General features: G+C 57.2%; 12 protein-coding genes and 1 pseudogene. 1 reads left to right on the forward strand and 12 read right to left on the reverse strand.

The window, feature by feature from the left end; translation table 11 throughout:
• Positions 1-98: 98 nt before the first annotated feature.
• The 7 genes and pseudogenes from AUK77_RS04910 to AUK77_RS04940 form a co-directional block, all read right to left on the reverse strand.
• Positions 99-1,361, reverse strand: a pseudogene (locus tag AUK77_RS04910) (DUF1302 family protein); the annotation flags it as partial.
• Between the two features lie 621 nt (positions 1,362-1,982).
• Positions 1,983-4,646, reverse strand: a complete 2,664-nt coding sequence (pepN, locus tag AUK77_RS04915; protein WP_296126809.1) for an aminopeptidase N — start codon at positions 4,644-4,646, stop codon at positions 1,983-1,985.
• 54 nt (positions 4,647-4,700) lie between these two features.
• The gene (locus AUK77_RS04920; RefSeq protein ID WP_296126811.1) at positions 4,701-5,537 is read right to left on the reverse strand and encodes a DUF2797 domain-containing protein; all 837 of its coding nucleotides are present in this window, start codon (positions 5,535-5,537) and stop codon (positions 4,701-4,703) included.
• Complete coding sequence (locus AUK77_RS04925; RefSeq protein ID WP_296126813.1) at positions 5,537-5,800, reverse strand: DUF1315 family protein; 264 nt, start codon at positions 5,798-5,800, stop codon at positions 5,537-5,539. The genes AUK77_RS04920 and AUK77_RS04925 overlap by 1 nt, the downstream gene beginning before the upstream one ends.
• A 46-nt stretch (positions 5,801-5,846) precedes the next feature.
• Positions 5,847-6,716, reverse strand: a complete 870-nt coding sequence (locus tag AUK77_RS04930; RefSeq protein ID WP_296126815.1) for a rhomboid family intramembrane serine protease — start codon at positions 6,714-6,716, stop codon at positions 5,847-5,849.
• Positions 6,713-7,687, reverse strand: coding sequence for a metallophosphoesterase (locus tag AUK77_RS04935; RefSeq protein WP_296126817.1), 975 nt, complete (start codon positions 7,685-7,687; stop codon positions 6,713-6,715). Before AUK77_RS04935 ends, AUK77_RS04930 begins: the two co-directional genes overlap by 4 nt.
• The gene (locus AUK77_RS04940; protein ID WP_296126819.1) at positions 7,687-8,574 is read right to left on the reverse strand and encodes an NAD(+) kinase; all 888 of its coding nucleotides are present in this window, start codon (positions 8,572-8,574) and stop codon (positions 7,687-7,689) included. Before AUK77_RS04940 ends, AUK77_RS04935 begins: the two co-directional genes overlap by 1 nt.
• A gap of 171 nt (positions 8,575-8,745) precedes the next feature.
• Between AUK77_RS04940 and AUK77_RS04945 the strand changes: the two genes are divergently transcribed.
• The gene (locus AUK77_RS04945; protein WP_296126821.1) at positions 8,746-9,690 is read left to right on the forward strand and encodes a DUF1853 family protein; all 945 of its coding nucleotides are present in this window, start codon (positions 8,746-8,748) and stop codon (positions 9,688-9,690) included.
• Between the two features lies 1 nt (position 9,691).
• Here AUK77_RS04945 and AUK77_RS04950 read toward each other — a convergent pair whose 3' ends face one another.
• From AUK77_RS04950 to AUK77_RS04970, 5 genes are all read right to left on the reverse strand, one after another.
• Entirely contained in the window at positions 9,692-10,798 is a 1,107-nt protein-coding gene (locus tag AUK77_RS04950) for a cyclic nucleotide-binding domain-containing protein (protein WP_296126823.1), read from the reverse strand.
• 27 nt (positions 10,799-10,825) lie between these two features.
• A complete protein-coding gene (locus AUK77_RS04955) occupies positions 10,826-11,758 on the reverse strand; it encodes a pyridoxal-phosphate dependent enzyme (protein ID WP_296126859.1) in 933 nt (310 codons plus the stop codon).
• Between the two features lie 8 nt (positions 11,759-11,766).
• Positions 11,767-13,137 carry a chromosome partitioning protein ParA gene (locus AUK77_RS04960; RefSeq protein WP_296126824.1) on the reverse strand — a complete coding sequence of 457 codons (1,371 nt, stop codon included), beginning with the start codon at positions 13,135-13,137 and terminating at the stop codon, positions 11,767-11,769.
• Between the two features lie 254 nt (positions 13,138-13,391).
• On the reverse strand, positions 13,392-13,823 hold the full coding sequence (locus AUK77_RS04965; RefSeq protein ID WP_296126826.1) for a nuclear transport factor 2 family protein: 432 nt from the start codon (positions 13,821-13,823) through the stop codon (positions 13,392-13,394).
• A gap of 62 nt (positions 13,824-13,885) precedes the next feature.
• On the reverse strand, positions 13,886-15,919 hold the full coding sequence (locus AUK77_RS04970; protein WP_296126828.1) for an NADPH-dependent 2,4-dienoyl-CoA reductase: 2,034 nt from the start codon (positions 15,917-15,919) through the stop codon (positions 13,886-13,888).
• Between the last annotated feature and the right edge of the window lie 125 nt (positions 15,920-16,044).

A 16,044-nucleotide genomic window follows, 5' to 3' on the forward strand; every position in this document is an offset into this window, starting at 1 on the left:
CTGCGCTTGAATCCTTTGGTGTGAGAGCCTGGATTCTACCGGTGGCTGGCCCTCTGCCTATCGTTTCAAGCGTTGCACTTATTCTATGAATTCAGGGCACGAATATCTTCAACGTATTGCCGACGCGCCTGAATCTGATTACCAACATCTACAGCAAGGAGACCACCGACAATCCGCTGAGCAGTAGTATTCCCAAGCGCAGCAGCACCAATCACCGCGGGATTACCCAAAAGATCAGTATACTGAAGACCAGTTACACCATTATAAGCAGAGTTTATATCTGCATTAATATAAGGCTCTTTGGAGTGGTAATTCAGAAAGTAGGCACCAAACTCTGTAGAATTCAAACCCTCAGCAATATACTTAAAGTTAAAACCATACTGCCCGTCATCCTTAGCATTCAAATCACTATCAATAGTAGCAACCTTAAACGCACCAGAATTTGCGTACTGGCTACCACGCAATCCTGAAGCAGGATTAGATGACAGCAAACCGTAAAGAGAGTTACCACCGAAGTTACCATTTGGAGTCAACACACTCGCAAGTGAACCGCTACGGTTATAAGCAGTATTACCACCCTCCGCAAACAAATCAGTCTCAGAGAAAAATGTACCTACCGGATCAATAGCTGTTTCCTTCCAGTTCCACTGATAAAAAGCCTCCATAGACAAACTATCAGACAAGCCAAGATTAAAACTAATAGCTTCAACTGGAATCAGAACCTCTTTCACTTCAGCACCAGGTAAACGAAACTTTCCGGCGTCAACTGGGTTAGTAGCGTTTACGCCTCCACGATAAAAAAGACCCTCACCCCAGTTGAAAACCTGTTTACCTAGACGGACCCCAAGAGGCATATCCCCAACATCCCAATTACCATAGACGTAAGCATCAAGTATCTCCGCATTACGACCAGCAGCATGACGCGTATCACGCGTGAAACTGTCATCCCTAGGTAAATTCTGGCTGGGCAAATAAACTAGACCACTGTCGTAATAGTCGTTTCGCTTATCCATTATTTGAGTATCATAAAACGCTGTGCCACGCACAAAAGCACCATAGTTCTGATATGTAATCTCCATATCAGTAGTAACCTTAAAAACTTCAGAAACCAAGCCTGTATCGTAATTACGATTACCATCATTGGTGTTGATATCATCATTAGTCTTGTCCTGCCCCTGTACACGCCAGAGTTGGCCATAGGACACGGTGGAGTCGATGGAGCCGCTGATTTCGTTATCGGCAAAGCTGAATTCAACAGCCTGAACGTGCGCTGCTACCAGCAGAGGCAGTAGACCGACAAAAGCAAAACCCGCCGTGGCAGGTGCAAAACGCAATACAGACTTACTGGACTTAATTTCCATCGAAACGTTACTCCGTGGACAGATCATCTTGTGGCGCACCAATTTTTGGGGCGCTCGTTATGGCCATACTGGTGACGGCCTTAAATGCTGACTGGAAGACACCTCCCAATGCGTTTTCACGCACCTCACAACCTGGCATAGACCAAGACGAGGTCAAATCAGCTTCTGCAACTGCAACCATGATGCCAATTCAAACAACTGTATAAAAAATACAACACCACCCTCATACAGCACATCAGCTCAAATTGTGACTGATCATTCAGCGAGCAAATAACGCCTGAGCGGTACGAATCTTTCTTTTTTTGTCCTACTGTTTGACGCGATCTGTCACAGCGCAGCGTTAACCCCGGCAAACCGCTTCGGAAAAAATAGGCAGCGTCAACCCAAGCAGCTGAACTCGCACAGCGCAAACTTTGCTTACACATAGGAGGGGTAACACCAAAAGTGCTACCTGTGCGCGACAGGTAACACTTTTGAAGAGAACAAGGCTCGTAGTCCAACCGATGTATTAGCCAGCCAGGCTTAAGAAATAAGCCCTAGCCAAGGGCCGATTAGGTCAACGTGGATTGCAGGCCAGATAACAGCAAAGTGTGGCATTCAAAAACACGGTGTTACCGCGCTCTATGCCTTGGCCAAGCTTTTGCTGAGCACTTCATAAACATCACTGGACAACTCACCCGAATCCAGAATGCGCTGCAACTCAGCCTTCATCTGCGCTTGGCGCTCACTGCCGTATTTGGCCCAGCGCGTCAGTGGCGCGAGCAAGCGCGAGGCGATTTGTGGGTTGAGGGCATTGAGGGTGATCACCTGATCCGCCAGGAAGCGATAACCGCTGCCATCGGCCTGATGGAAGCCCAGCAGGTTTTGCCCGGCAAATGCGCCGATCAAGGCGCGTACCTTGTTCGGGTTCTTCAGGGTGAATGCGGGGTGTTGCATCAACTGCTCAACACGCTGCAGCGCGCCCGGCAGCGCACAAGCGGCCTGTACGCTAAACCACTGATCCATGACCAGGGCGTTGTCCTTGAAGTGTTCGGCAAAGCTGGCCAATGCGACGGCTTTCTCGCTCTCGAACGGCGAGTTGATTAACACCGCCAACGCCGCCAGCCGCTCGGTCATATTGTCAGCATGCTCAAACTGCTCCAGACACGCGGCGAGCACCTCAGCCTTGGCACTGAGCATCAGGTAGGAAAGTGCGATGTTCTGCAAGCTGCGACGGGCAAAGTGTTCGGCTTCAGCGACATAAGCGCTGCTGCGCGACACATCGCGATTGCGCTGATAACGCTGCCAGAATAGATCAAACAGCGCAGCCGAGAGTTGCTGGCGGGCAAATTCACGGGCAGCGTGGATCGCCTCAACGTCTGCCACTGCGCTGATTTCAGTCAGGTAGGCCTCGCCGGGCAACGAGAGCATTTCGGCGACCATGGCTTGATCCAGCGACTCATCAGCCAACAGCGTGCGACAGGCCTCAACCAGACGCTGATCCATCACCAGCGCCTCGCCACGCTGATGCTGGCCAATCAACTCTTGCAGCACCTGTACCGACAATTGCTGCCCCGCTTCCCAGCGGTTGAAGCCGTCACTGTCGTGCTGCATGAGGAACATCAATTGATCGCGGCTGTAGGGGAAGCTCAGTTTGACCGGCGCAGAGAAGCCACGCAGCAAGGACGGCAGCGGTTGCTCCGCCAGATTAACAAAGGTGAACGCCTGCTCGGCTTCGGTTATCTGCAGCACACGGGACGTGCCCACTGCGGCTTCTTCACCGACCAGTTGCAGCGGCAATTCACGTCCTTGGGCGTCCAGCAGGGCCAACTCGACAGGAATCACAAACGGCAGTTTTTCGGCCTGGCCCGGGGTGGCCGGGCAGCTTTGACGGAAGTGCAGACGGTAGCAATTGGCAGCAGCATCGTAGCTTTCGCTGACGTCCAGACGCGGCGTACCGGCCTGGCTGTACCAACGCTTGAACTGGGTCAGGTCGATGCCATTGGCCTCTTCCATCGCCAGGATAAAATCATCACAGGTCACGGCTTGACCGTCGTGGCGGGCGAAGTACAAATCGCTGCCTTTGCGGAAACCCTCGGCACCGACCAAGGTGCGGATCATGCGCACCACTTCTGAACCTTTCTCATAAACGGTCAAGGTATAGAAGTTGGAAATCTCCATAAAGGCGTCCGGACGCACCGGATGGGCCATAGGGCCAGCGTCTTCGGCGAACTGATGGGTGCGTAGGTAGGCCACATCCTCAATGCGTTTAACCGTGCGCGAGTGCATGTCGGCGCTGAACTCAGCATCGCGGAACACGGTAAAGCCTTCTTTAAGCGACAACTGGAACCAGTCGCGGCAGGTTACGCGGTTGCCCGACCAGTTGTGGAAGTACTCGTGGGCGACGACTGCCTCGACGCGCTGGTGCGCGGCGTCGGTGGCGGTTTCAGCCTTGGCCAGTACGCAGCTGGAGTTGAAGATGTTGAGGCCCTTGTTTTCCATGGCCCCCATGTTGAAGTCGTTGACCGCGACGATCATAAAGATGTCGAGGTCGTACTCACGGCCGTAGACCTCTTCATCCCACTTCATGGATTTTTTCAGGCTATCCATGGCGTGCTGGCATTTGTCGATGTTTTCCGGCTCGACATAAATGCGCAGCGCCACGTCACGATTGCTCATGGTGGTGAAGCTGTCTTCCACACACCAGAGGTCACCGGCGACCAGTGCAAACAGATAGGCCGGCTTCATAAAGGGGTCTTCCCAGGTCGCCCAATGGCGGCCGCCGTCTTCTGTTCCGCTGGCAATCGGGTTGCCGTTAGAGAGCAGCACCGGGTAGCTGTGCTGCTCGGCGCTCAGGGTGGTGGTGAATTTACTCATCACGTCCGGGCGGTCGAGGTAGTAGGTGATCTTGCGAAAACCCTCGGCCTCGCACTGAGTGCAGAACATGCCGCTGGACTTGTACAGGCCTTCAAGCGCGGTGTTGCTCTCCGGGTGGATGCGCACGCTACTGTCGATCACGAAGCTGGCCGCAGTAGGCTGCAAGGTCAGATGACTGTCGCTCAGTTGGTAGTCGCCAGCACTCAGCTCGCGATCGTCGAGCGCCACACTGAGCAACTCCAACTGCTGACCATCCAGCACCAGCGGTGGCAAACCTACACCCGCCGCGGGGTTGCGGCGCATCAGCAATTGCGCATGCACCAGGGTGTGATCCTCGAACAACTCGAAGGTCAGGTGCGTTTCATCAATCAGATAATCCGGAACCTGGTAGTCCTTGAGGTAGATCATCTTCGGCTGTTCAGTGCGCATGGCGGGACCTCTTCAGGGCTGCGGCGAGCTTTAAGCCCGCGCTGCAAGGGGTGATCAGGCGGCTATCTCGTGGATGGCCAACTGGTAAGCGGTGTATTTGCGAATATTGATAACGCCGGTATCGAACATCAGGTACTGGCCCTTGATGCCCAGCAACGTGCCTTCGGCCAGCGGATTCTTGTCCAGATTGAAGCTGTTGATCTTGGCCGGGTAGGCGTTGATCGGGTAGGCAATCTGCACCACGGCCTGATCGCTCAATGGCTGAATGGCTTGAATACCAAAACGCTGTTGCAGTTCGGTGAGGCCACTGCTGCACGTGGTAAACAACTGTTCGCGCACGGCGAGCAGATCGACCGGCGTTGCATCACCTTTAAGCAGCGCGCGCCAGTTGGTTTTATCCGCCACTTGGCTGCGCAGCAGATCTTCAACAAAGCCGGACTGTTGTCGGGTGGCGACGCGCAGGATTGGCAGCGCCTGCGTCGCGCCCTGATCGATCCAGCGGGTCGGGATTTGTGTGGCGCGGGTGATGCCGACTTTCACGCCACTGGAGTTGGCCAGGTAGACCACGTGATCGGTCATGCAGAACTGCTCGCCCCAACTCGGCTCGCGGCAGGTGCCGGCCTCATAGTGGCAACGCTCCGGGCTCATGATGCAGATATCGCACTGCGCCAGCTTCTGCATGCAGGGGTAGCAGTAGCCTTGGCTATAGCTGCTTTTGGTTTTGCGCCCGCAATGGGAGCAGTGAATCGCGCCGAGAAACTCCAGGCGCAAGGTCTTGCCGATCAGCGGGTTAACCGGCAGTAATTCATCGCTGAGGCGAAAGCTGTACTGCACCGGCGCACCCAACTGCGTCGCCATTTTACTCAGGGCACCACGAGCCAACTCACTCATCAGTGCAGGGTATCCGAGGACTTGAACAGCAGATTGGGAATCGGCTCGGACTTGGAGCTGCATTCTTGCGGCCCCATGTAGCCGATGCGCTCTTCTTCCGGCAGGTTCTGGATTTCCCAGGCAATCAGCGCTTGCAGGGTCAGCTCTTTCTGCTCCTGCGTCAGCTTGCGGCCATCGGGCCATTTGCCGATTTCCACAGCCAGCTTGAGGCTCTGATAAATCTCTGGGGTGATGTTTTCAATCGCTTCAAGAAAGGACGACATACGCGCCTCCAAATGCAAAGTGGCAGTTTACCAGCCTGTCACACAACTACGCGTATCGCCGACGCGCCCAAAGACCGCCCAGCAGCCCAGTCAGGCAACCGGCCAGCAGACCACCAACATGCGCCGCGTTGGCAATCGCGCCAAATTGCAGCAGTTCAAAGATGCCGGTCATGCAGATCAGCAGCCAGGCCAGCATCATCACCAATACGCCCGGCGGCAAGCGATACGCCGGTGTGGGTGCCAGGCGCTGGAAAATCCAGCAATGCCCGAGCAGGCCATAGAGCACGCCGGACAACCCGCCAAACAGCGAGGGGCCGGCGTGCAGATACTGTGCAAAATTGGCAGCCAGGCTGAATAACAGTGTGAGCAAGAACAGCATCAACGGCCCTTGCCGCGCTTCAATCCGCCGCCCAAGCTCCCAATACCAGAGGGTGTTCATGGCCAGGTGAAGAATGCCGAAGTGAATCAGCATTGGCGTCAGTAAGCGCCACCACTGGCCACTGTGCAGCGTGTCATTGAGGTAGCTGAAGTAGATGTAATCGCCTTGCACGCGGTAATCGACAAAACTCAGCCAACTGATCGCCGGCAGGTTATCGCCCAACAGCGTGATGGCCGCGACAATAAAGGTCAGCAGCAGCACGGTGGCGGTCATCAGGCTGGCCCGCAGTTGCTGGAAAAAACCCGACAAGACGCGTTGCTCAACCGCCAGCGGTTGCAGTTCAAGGTTTGTATCGCCGTGCGGGTGCAGCGCGTACAGCGCGCGCACCTGTTCGGCTAGATGCTCATCGGGCACCCAAAGCACCTGCTCACCCGCCTCTTCCGCAACGCGATGCGGCACCTGCAGGCGTTGCAGCAGGTTGATAAAGCCACTCAGATCGACCTGTTCAGGCAGGCGCATCGCCGCTACAGCACTCATGGCCGTGCCTCCGAGGGATCGACATCGACCCATACAAACTTGTCGGCATCCAGGCGACTTTCCTGATCCAGCCGATAGGCCACCAGCTTGCCATTGAGCACGGCGCTGTAATCCAGGCAGGCCAGGTTGCTGCGAATGGGCGCGGGCTTGCCGCTACGCCAGTAATGGCCAACGAACAACAACGGTTGATCGGCGCCGTATTTGAGTAATTCAGTTTTTTGCATTTCGCTCAGTGGCATCTGCGCAGCCAGTTCAGGCAAGGCGTCGGGCTGGAAGACGATATCGCCGTAGGTCTGTGGATCTTCTTCCCAGAACTTGGTGCGAAAGTGCGAACGGGTAAAGCCGTCGTCACTGGTCAGGGTCATGCCGTGCGGCAGGCGCATATCCGTACCACGCAGTAACCGATCGAAGACGGTATTGGCAAAACTGCCGTACTCGGCCGCAGCCTGGACAAAGTGTTCATCGATGCAGCCATCGGCAAACTGCGCGCGCAACGGCTCGATCAGGCTTTCATCCCAACAGGCATGCACCACGCGGAAACGCCCGGCGTCGATAAACAACGGCAACTCATAGAACCAATCGAGAAAAACCTGCCACTCAGCCGGGTAGGCATCGAACTGCTGCAGGGTTTCCTTGATCAACCGCGCATGCCGCGGGTTGTGCTCGCGGACGAACTGCCGCCCACTGCCCGGCGCCGCCGGCGTGCTCCAAGCCAAGGCATTGAACTCGTGATTACCCATGATGCACAGCGCCTGCCCAGCGCTGACCATATCGCGCACCAGATGCAGCGTTTCGCGTATGCGCGGGCCACGGTCGACCAGATCACCAAGGAAAATCACCTGACGGTGCGCATGTCGCCACACCCCAGCCTGCAAGCGATAGCCAAGGGTGCTCAGCAAACGTTCCAAGGTTTTCGCGCAGCCGTGAATGTCGCCGATCAGGTCGTAGCCACGGGCAGGATCAAGGTGCATCAATCACCGCCCCCAAGCCGACTGCCCCAACCCAGCTTGTTGCGGCAGACCTCGTAAAAATTGTGATCGAGCGGGTGAATCAAGCGCAGCTTCTGCGGGCGCTTGGCCACGGTGATGGTGTCGCCAGGCGCGCAGGTGAAGTGGTTTTGCCCATCGCAGGAAACCAGGGGATAAATCTGCAAGTCTTTGGACACAACGATTTTAAGCTCGCTGCTCGCGTCCACCACAATCGGGCGACTGGACAAGGTATGCGGATACATCGGCACAATCACGATGGCATCCAGCTTGGGGTGCATGATCGGGCCACCCGCCGACAAGGCATACGCAGTGGAGCCGGTCGGGGTGGCGACAATCAGGCCGTCGGCCTTCTGGCTGCAAACAAACTGACCGTCGATATAGAGTTCGAACTCGATCATCTTGGTCGATTTGCCGGGGTGCAACACCACATCATTGAGCGCATCGCCCTGCCCGATGGCCTCGCCATTGCGGCGCACTTCAGCCTCGAGCAAAAAGCGATTCTCGGTCAGGTAATGCCCTTCCAATACTTGCTCAACCTTGATTTCCAACTCATCTGGACGAATGTCGGTGAGAAAGCCCAAACTGCCACGGTTGACGCCCAGCACAGGCACTTTATGCCGCGCCAAGGCCCGCGCGGCACCGAGCATGCTGCCGTCGCCGCCGACCACAATCACCAGGTCGCAGACTTCACCGAGAATTTTCCGCGATGAGGTCTGCAAGCCATGCCCCGGCAGTACTTCAGCGATGGTGTCTTCAAGGATCACATGCAGGTGACGAGCGAGCAGAAATTTCTTCAGCCGGCGGATGGTGTCGAGAACCTGGGTGCTGCCCAGCCGACCGATGATGCCGATATTACGAAATTGCTCCATGGTGCTCCCGCCAGGCTCTGGATCTAGGGTTTGGATTATGGGCGAAAGCCGATAGCAGCGGCAAACCGCATGCCTGCCAGAAGCGCTTTGTGAGTGTGCCAACGGCTGCTTAACCCAACAGGATCGACGCACAGGCGATCGTTAATCGGCTCGAAGCGCTATGCTCGCAACATGACGCACCTCCCCTCACTGACCGACCTACTCTCGCAACTGCGCCAACCCAGCGTGCGTGATTTGGCCTGGACGCTGCTTTCGCCGCCATTGCTCAACCACACCGATTGGCCGCAACGCCACCCGTTGACTGCCAGTACCTGGAGCCTACAACCCGATGCTCTGGCTGACTGGTTGCTGCGCCTGGATGCTGACAATCACAGGCTCACGCAATGGCTCAGCCAGCATTCAGTGCGGCGTTTAGGCTTGTATTACGAGCGCCTATGGCAGTTTGCCTTGCAAGCTGCACCCGGCGTTGAGGTGCTAGCCGCCAACCTGCCCATTCGCCAGCACGGGCATACCCTGGGTGAGTTGGACCTGTTGCTGCGCGATGAACAAGGCGTGCACCACATTGAGTTCGCCATCAAACTTTACCTGGCTCAGGCGCAGTGCAGCGGCCTGGATCCGGCGCACTGGCTAGGCCCGGGCAGCCGTGATCGACTGGATATCAAACTGGACCATCTGCTTCAGCATCAACTGCCACTGTGCAAAAGCCCGCATGCCCAGGCGCTTTTGGCCACCTACACGCCAAACCAGGTTCAGTCTGCATTATGGCTGGCAGGGTATCTATTCTACCCCTGGCAAAACCCCTGCAGTGCACCGCTCGGCAGCAACCCACAGCACTTGCGTGGACGCTGGCTGCATCATCGTGACTGGTTGGCTTTTAGCGCCCAGCACCAAGGCCTATGGCAACCGTTGACACGCCCGGCCTGGCTGGCCCCGGCGCATGTCGAAACAGCCGCGTTATGGACGCCTCAACAGTTGCAGCAATGGTTAGCGGCGTTAGCCAGTAATGCCAATGCTCAGTTGCTGGTGCGCTTGGAAGAGATTGCGCCAAACCGTTGGCAGGAAGCCGAACGAGTGTTTCTGCTGCATGATCACTGGCCGGCACAACCGGCCAGCTAAATCACAGGCTGCGCTCGGTTCGGCCGCCGGAGCGGGCCAGGTAGCCCGAACCGCTTTCGCACAGCAACGCATCGCGCTGCACCGCTGGCAAAGCGTCCACCCCATCGCGCAGGGCATAGGCGCTGTAGCCCAATTGCGACAGAAGAAACACCGCGCTGCTGCTGCGTTTGCCGCTGTCGCAGTAGCACAGGTAGGTGCGCGCTTTATCCAATAATCGGGCTTTGAGACGCAGCAGTTGCAGAGGCATGTTCAACGATTGCAGCGCATGGGCGCGCTGGTATTCGTCCTGCAGGCGCACATCCAGCCATTGCGCCCCGGCGGCCAGCAAACGGGAAGCCTCACCCAGCGACACCTCATCCACCACTGGCGCTTTGAGCAAGGCGAAAAAATCCTGCCGATCCAGGCGCAGCACCACACCGTCTTCAAGCAGAGTCACCGTGGCATTGCGCGGGCTGTCAGCCAGCAAGGCTTCCTCACCAAAACAGGCACCAATCTCCAACTCAGCCAACACCTGCTGCGCACTGCCGGCGCCGCGAATCACTTCGGCGCGCCCATGCTTAAGGAAGTAGCAACTATCGCCCACATCGCCTTCTTGCAACACCGTACTGCCCGCAGACAATTCAATGCGCTGCAAACGAGCCAACATCGCGCGCACGTTGGACGGCGGCACTTTGGCAAACAGCGGGTTTTCCAACAACCGCTCCAGCCATTCCACGTCTTCGTGGTGCTGCCCCAGCTCCAACAGCAGATCCTGATAAGCCAGACGCCAGGTGAGCAAACGGTTGAGGGTGGCGGTGTCCAGGGCCAACACACTGGCATCGGTCAGCGCACGCGCCTCATGCAAGCGCGGCAGGCTGGGTGATAACGGGTGACAACTGGCCTCACTGCCAGCCTGTATACGCTGCTGACCCTCGGCCGATTGCAAGAGTAATTCACCGGCCAATAGGTAGTAGGTCACGCGGGCCTGATCTGCTGCGCGAAACAACACCTGCCCGGCCAGCACAGGCTGAGGAATCAATTGTGACCGGAGTTCACGCCACTGCTGCTCAGACAGCACATTGAGTGGGGTGAGGCTGCGCAGCTGTTCAGGATTGAGAGGTTCGCTCATGCAGAATCCAGGCTCCGCCGGTGGTATTCAGAGTAGAGATGCAGACGATGACAAAGCCGATGCCCGCCCTTGCAAGCCACCAGTATGGACAAAAACCACCCGGCTGCCGCGCGCAAAGTAACCGGCCTCGACCTGCTGGCGCAACGCCATTAAAGCCTTGGATGTGTACAGGGGCTCCAACGGCATGGCGATGTGGTTTTCAGCGTCATGCATAAAAGCCAGTAACTCAGCATCGCTGCGGGCAAAACCACCGCGACAGGCTTCATGCAGATGGTAGTGCCCAACAGGCTGAGCCGCCGCCAATACAATCTGCTGTACCTGCTGCGCAACGCCATGATCAGCAGGCACCGCCAAGGCCCCATGCACCGGATGCGCAGACGCCTCAGCCAGCAGCAGGCCAGCCAGTGTTGTGCCCGTTCCGGCCGCCAGCCACCAGGCGTCGTAATCAGCCCAACCGATCTCTGCCAGTTGCTCGCGCACCATCGGCAGCAGAGCCATGCAGCCCAAAGCCCCAGACAGACCGCCACCGCCTTCGGGGACAGCATAAAAGCCTGGATACTGCGCCTGCCACGGCAGCCAGAAATCTGCCGCATGGCGCGCCCGATAGCCCGCATACCCCAGCCAATGCAGTTGCATCCCAAAAGCCAGCAAGTCATCCACCGTTGCTGTTTGCTGCGCATGACCACGCAACAAACCCACCGTGGCAAAGCCAAAACGCTTACCGGCGGCGGCCAGCGCATGCAGATGATTGGAATGAGCGCCGCCGAGACTGATCACGCCCGCAGCCGATTCGTCTTGAGCGCGGGCCAGATGATGACTCAACTTGAACCATTTATTGCCGCTGATCAACGGGTCGATCAGGTCCAGACGCAACACGGCCAGCTCAACCCCAGCAGCTTCTGACCACGGCAGACACAAGCGCTGCAAAGGCGCATGCGGTGTCCAGTCAGGCACGACCACCGACAAGGTCAACCCACGGTGCGCAAACGGCTGCTGGCCTTGTGCCGGGCACAGCAGTTGGACTCACCCAAGGTAAAGCGGCCAGGCGTATCAATGCGGTCTATCGGCATGGCACAACGCCCGCCAGCCGGCAGTTCTGCTTCGCAGGTAGGTTGCTGATAGTGCGCCATCCAGTGGCGATACTGCTCTTCGCTGACAAAGCACTTAGCCGCCGCGTAGGACAACGGGTTGTCCTGATAAACAGCTATATCCTGCAATGGGATGGTCAGGTGGCCAGCGCCGGGGTGATACACCACAAACACCACGCCCAACTTGGCCAAGCGCTCGAGAATTTGCTCGCCACCCTGGCTGACCAAATCGGTGTAGGCGCGTTTGAGTCGGTTGATCTCCTGCAAGGCCTGAGTGTCCTGCTCGGCACGGTAGGCCAACTCGACATCGCGAATGGCAATCTGCTCTTTGTATTGCGCCACGGCTGCGGCAATTTTAGCGTGCATCTCACCTTCAAACTGTGTGCGCAGGCCGTCAATTTCGCTGAGTCCGTCGCGCTCCAACTCTCGCAACTGAGCCGTCATTTCCTCGCGTGAGGTCTGAAAGCTGGCCGCCTGAGCAGCCAGTTGCGTCTTTAACACCGCATTGTGTTCTTCTTGCTGACGCAAGGCCTGATGCAAGCCATGAATTTGCGCCAGCAAGTTGCTGCTCTGTTCGTCACTGGCCAACTTGAACTTGGCCAGTTCTTCTTCGTGTTGCTGAGTCAGGCTGCTGATGCGCAAACGCTGTTGCTTGATCAACTGTGCAGCTTTGACCCGCTCTTGCTGATCAAGCTTTTCTTGAGCTTTACCCGCCTCTTCCTGAGCGGGATCGGCCGCATACCAACGATCCTCCGAAGCCATCTGCAGACGTTCGGTGGCCACCGCTGGTGCCGCTTCATCCTCAACCAGCAAACCCAAAGCGTTGCGTTTGACGACATCACGCAGCAATGCTAGGTCATTGTTGCCCGGCGTCAGACTGGGGTCCCACAGGTGCATCTGGTGCCAAGACACCGGGCATTGGCTGCGGCAGGCCAAACGAATCGGTCCGGCACCGAGATCGGGGCCACGGCCGGCACGCTCAGCCAAATGCTGTAAAGGGATATTCCAACCTGTATCCGGCGCGCCCTTCTCGTCAAAATCGAGATAAAAGAACACCAGCGCCTTGATCAACAAGCGTGGATTAATCAGGGCATAAGCCACGCGCATTTGCTGGTCAGCAAACTCGGGCATGTTCACCACGCCATCGAGCAAGGCCTCAAACTCGGGGAAAAACATCTGCTTGCAGATACCGCCACGCTCGCTGAAGAACAGCACGGCCTCAACCATCTGCGGCTTGATCTGCATGCTCATTGGATCGTCCTCTAGCGGCCTAAAGAGCTGCGCTCAACTCGCACAACCCGTATCAATTGCGCAAATATTGGCACACCCAACAAGACTGCCAAAATTCTGACAAACCATGCAAGCGCTAAAAACCAAATACCCTACGCAAGTGCGGGCAGTCTAGGGGAAAAGCCAAACCCGGCAATGTGACTGGGTTGGCACTGAACCGGCCAATAGCCCACGCAACGTGGGCTGTCAGACAAAAATGTGACGGATTTGGTGACCTAGCCTTTAGCCGCTGCCAGAAATGGAGCCAAACGCCGACTCATTTCATCGCCCAGCGCCTGCAAGCCGCTCATGGGTCGAATCATTACTTCGAACTCAACGATCTTGCCGTCCTCATCAAAGCGCACCATGTCGATACCCTTGAGCTCGCGCTCACCCACCTTGGCACTAAACTCCAACACCACGCTCAGGCCATCAGCGCTGACCAATTCACGGTGGTAAACAAAATCCACAAACACTTGGCTGACCGTATTCAGAATCAGCGACACCATCGGCGCGCCGGCATAGGGCTTGTAAGCCATGGGCGAGCGGAAGACCGCCTGCGGATGCAGTAATTGCGGCAGATCACGCAGATCGTTTTTTTGCATCAGACCATGCCACTGGGCGAGCGTGGCGGCAGCTGCAGGCTGGAGTTGAGCGGAAGAAGACATGGGCATTTCCTTATTGTTTTAGCCACATAGAAAACGCCCCGCACGAGGCGGGGCGTTGGTCATCAGAGTTCAGCCGCGAGGCGCGATCCCTGGTTGATGGCGCGCTTGGCGTCCAGTTCGCTGGCCACATCAGCACCACCAATCAGGTGCACGACCTGACCGGCATTCTCCAGACCTTCCTGCAGTTCGCGCAGCGGGTCTTGACCGGCGCAGACGATCACAGTGTCCACTGGCAACACTTGCGGCTCACCGCCCGCCACGCTGATATGCAGGCCAGCGTCGTCAACCTTGAGGTATTCGACTGCGTTGAGCATCTGCACGTTCTTGTTCTTCAAACCGGTACGGTGAATCCAACCGGTGGTTTTACCCAAGCCATCGCCGACTTTGGTTTTCTTGCGTTGCAGCAGGAACACTTCACGCGCCGCCGGATGCGGATGCGCTTGAACACCCGCCACACCGCCGCGCGCTTCGAGATCGGCGTCGATGCCCCACTCTTTCCAGAACGCCTCACGGTTGAGGCTGGTGGCTTCGCCCTGATGAGTGATAAATTCAGACACATCAAAGCCGATACCACCGGCACCGATTACAGCAACCTTCTGGCCAACCGGCTTGCGTTGCAGAATGGCGTCCAGGTAGCTGATCACCTTAGCGTGCTCGATGCCTGGAATAGCCGGGGTACGCGGGGCAATACCGGTCGCCAGGATGATGTCGTCGTAACCGCCTTTAGCCAGATCCTCAACCGACACGCGCGTGTTCAGACGCAGATCAACGCCTGTGGTTTCCAGCTTGCGCTTGAAGTAGCGCAGGGTCTCAAAGAACTCTTCCTTACCCGGCACACGCTTGGCCACGTTGAACTGGCCGCCAATTTCGCTGGCCGAATCGAACAGGGTCACGCTGTGGCCACGCTCAGCGGCAACAGTGGCGGCGGACAGCCCAGCAGGGCCAGCGCCGACCACGGCGATTTTCTTCACCGTGGTGGTTGGGATGTAGTTCAGCTCGGTCTCATGGCAGGCACGCGGGTTGACCAGGCAGCTGGTCAGCTTGCCGCCGAAGGTGTGGTCCAGACAGGCCTGGTTACAGCCGATGCAGGTGTTGATTTCATCACTGCGGCCTTCTGCAGCCTTGTTAACGAACTCCGGATCAGCCAGGAATGGACGCGCCATCGAGACCATGTCGGCATCGCCTTCAGCCAGAACCTGCTCGGCGATTTCCGGGGTATTGATACGGTTGGTGGTGATCAGCGGAATGCTCACCTCGCCACGCAGCTTGGCGGTGACCTTGGTGAACGCGGCACGCGGTACTTTGGTGGCAATGGTCGGGATACGCGCTTCGTGCCAGCCGATACCGGTGTTGATCAGCGTTGCACCGGCTTTCTCGATGGCCTTGGCCAGCAGCACGATTTCATCCCAAGTGCTGCCGCCTTCCACCAGATCCAGCATCGACAGGCGGTAGATGATGATGAAATTCGGGCCTACGGCCTCACGCACACGACGGACGATTTCCACCGGCAAACGCATGCGGTTTTCATAACTGCCACCCCAACGGTCGGTGCGCTGGTTGGTGTGTGCGGCAAGGAACTGGTTAATGAAATAACCTTCCGAACCCATGATTTCAACGCCGTCGTATTCGGCCTGCTGAGCCAATACGGAGCAGTTGATAAAGTCCTGAATCTGCTTTTCGATGCCTTCCTCGTCCAGCTCTTTGGGCTTGAACGGGTTGATCGGTGCTTGAATGGCGCTCGGGGCGACCGATTTTGGGCTGTAGGCATAGCGGCCTGCGTGGAGGATCTGCATGCAGATCTTGCCGTCGGCCTCGTGCACGGCACGGGTCACGATCTTGTGTTTTTCCGCCTCTTCCGGGGTGCTCAGCTTCGCCGCGCCGGAATACACGCCGCCCTCTTCGTTCGGGCCAATACCGCCGGTGACCATCAGGCCAACACCGCCGCGAGCACGCTCGGCGAAATAGGCCGCCATGCGCTCAAAACCACCTGGCTTTTCTTCCAGCCCGGTGTGCATCGAACCCATGAGGGTACGGTTTTTCAGGGTGGTGAAACCCAGATCGAGCGGGGCCAGCAGATTGGGGTACTGAGCAGTCATGGAAATCTCCACATCGGGTATTGGCTGTTCACGAAATTGCCGCTGCCTCTTGGCGGGTGCGGTCGATATGGTTTAGACGATAATCAGCCCAGCCATGCGCCTCAATGACTTTAAGTGACAACTTA

The sequence above is a fragment of the Pseudomonas sp. Ga0074129 genome, assembly GCA_001465025.1.
GTDB lineage: Bacteria > Pseudomonadota > Gammaproteobacteria > Pseudomonadales > Pseudomonadaceae > Aquipseudomonas.

Coding starts and splice junctions, on each gene's coding strand:
- pepN (WP_296126809.1), bottom strand. CDS start 4,646: ATGCGCACTGAACAGCCGAAGATGATCTACCTCAAGGACTACCAGGTT.
- AUK77_RS04935 (WP_296126817.1), bottom strand. CDS start 7,687: ATGCACCTTGATCCTGCCCGTGGCTACGACCTGATCGGCGACATTCAC.
- AUK77_RS04950 (WP_296126823.1), bottom strand. CDS start 10,798: ATGAGCGAACCTCTCAATCCTGAACAGCTGCGCAGCCTCACCCCACTC.
- AUK77_RS04965 (WP_296126826.1), bottom strand. CDS start 13,823: ATGTCTTCTTCCGCTCAACTCCAGCCTGCAGCTGCCGCCACGCTCGCC.
- AUK77_RS04945 (WP_296126821.1), top strand. CDS start 8,746: ATGACGCACCTCCCCTCACTGACCGACCTACTCTCGCAACTGCGCCAA.
- AUK77_RS04930 (WP_296126815.1), bottom strand. CDS start 6,716: ATGAGTGCTGTAGCGGCGATGCGCCTGCCTGAACAGGTCGATCTGAGT.
- AUK77_RS04940 (WP_296126819.1), bottom strand. CDS start 8,574: ATGGAGCAATTTCGTAATATCGGCATCATCGGTCGGCTGGGCAGCACC.
- AUK77_RS04925 (WP_296126813.1), bottom strand. CDS start 5,800: ATGTCGTCCTTTCTTGAAGCGATTGAAAACATCACCCCAGAGATTTAT.
- AUK77_RS04970 (WP_296126828.1), bottom strand. CDS start 15,919: ATGACTGCTCAGTACCCCAATCTGCTGGCCCCGCTCGATCTGGGTTTC.
- AUK77_RS04920 (WP_296126811.1), bottom strand. CDS start 5,537: ATGAGTGAGTTGGCTCGTGGTGCCCTGAGTAAAATGGCGACGCAGTTG.
- AUK77_RS04960 (WP_296126824.1), bottom strand. CDS start 13,137: ATGAGCATGCAGATCAAGCCGCAGATGGTTGAGGCCGTGCTGTTCTTC.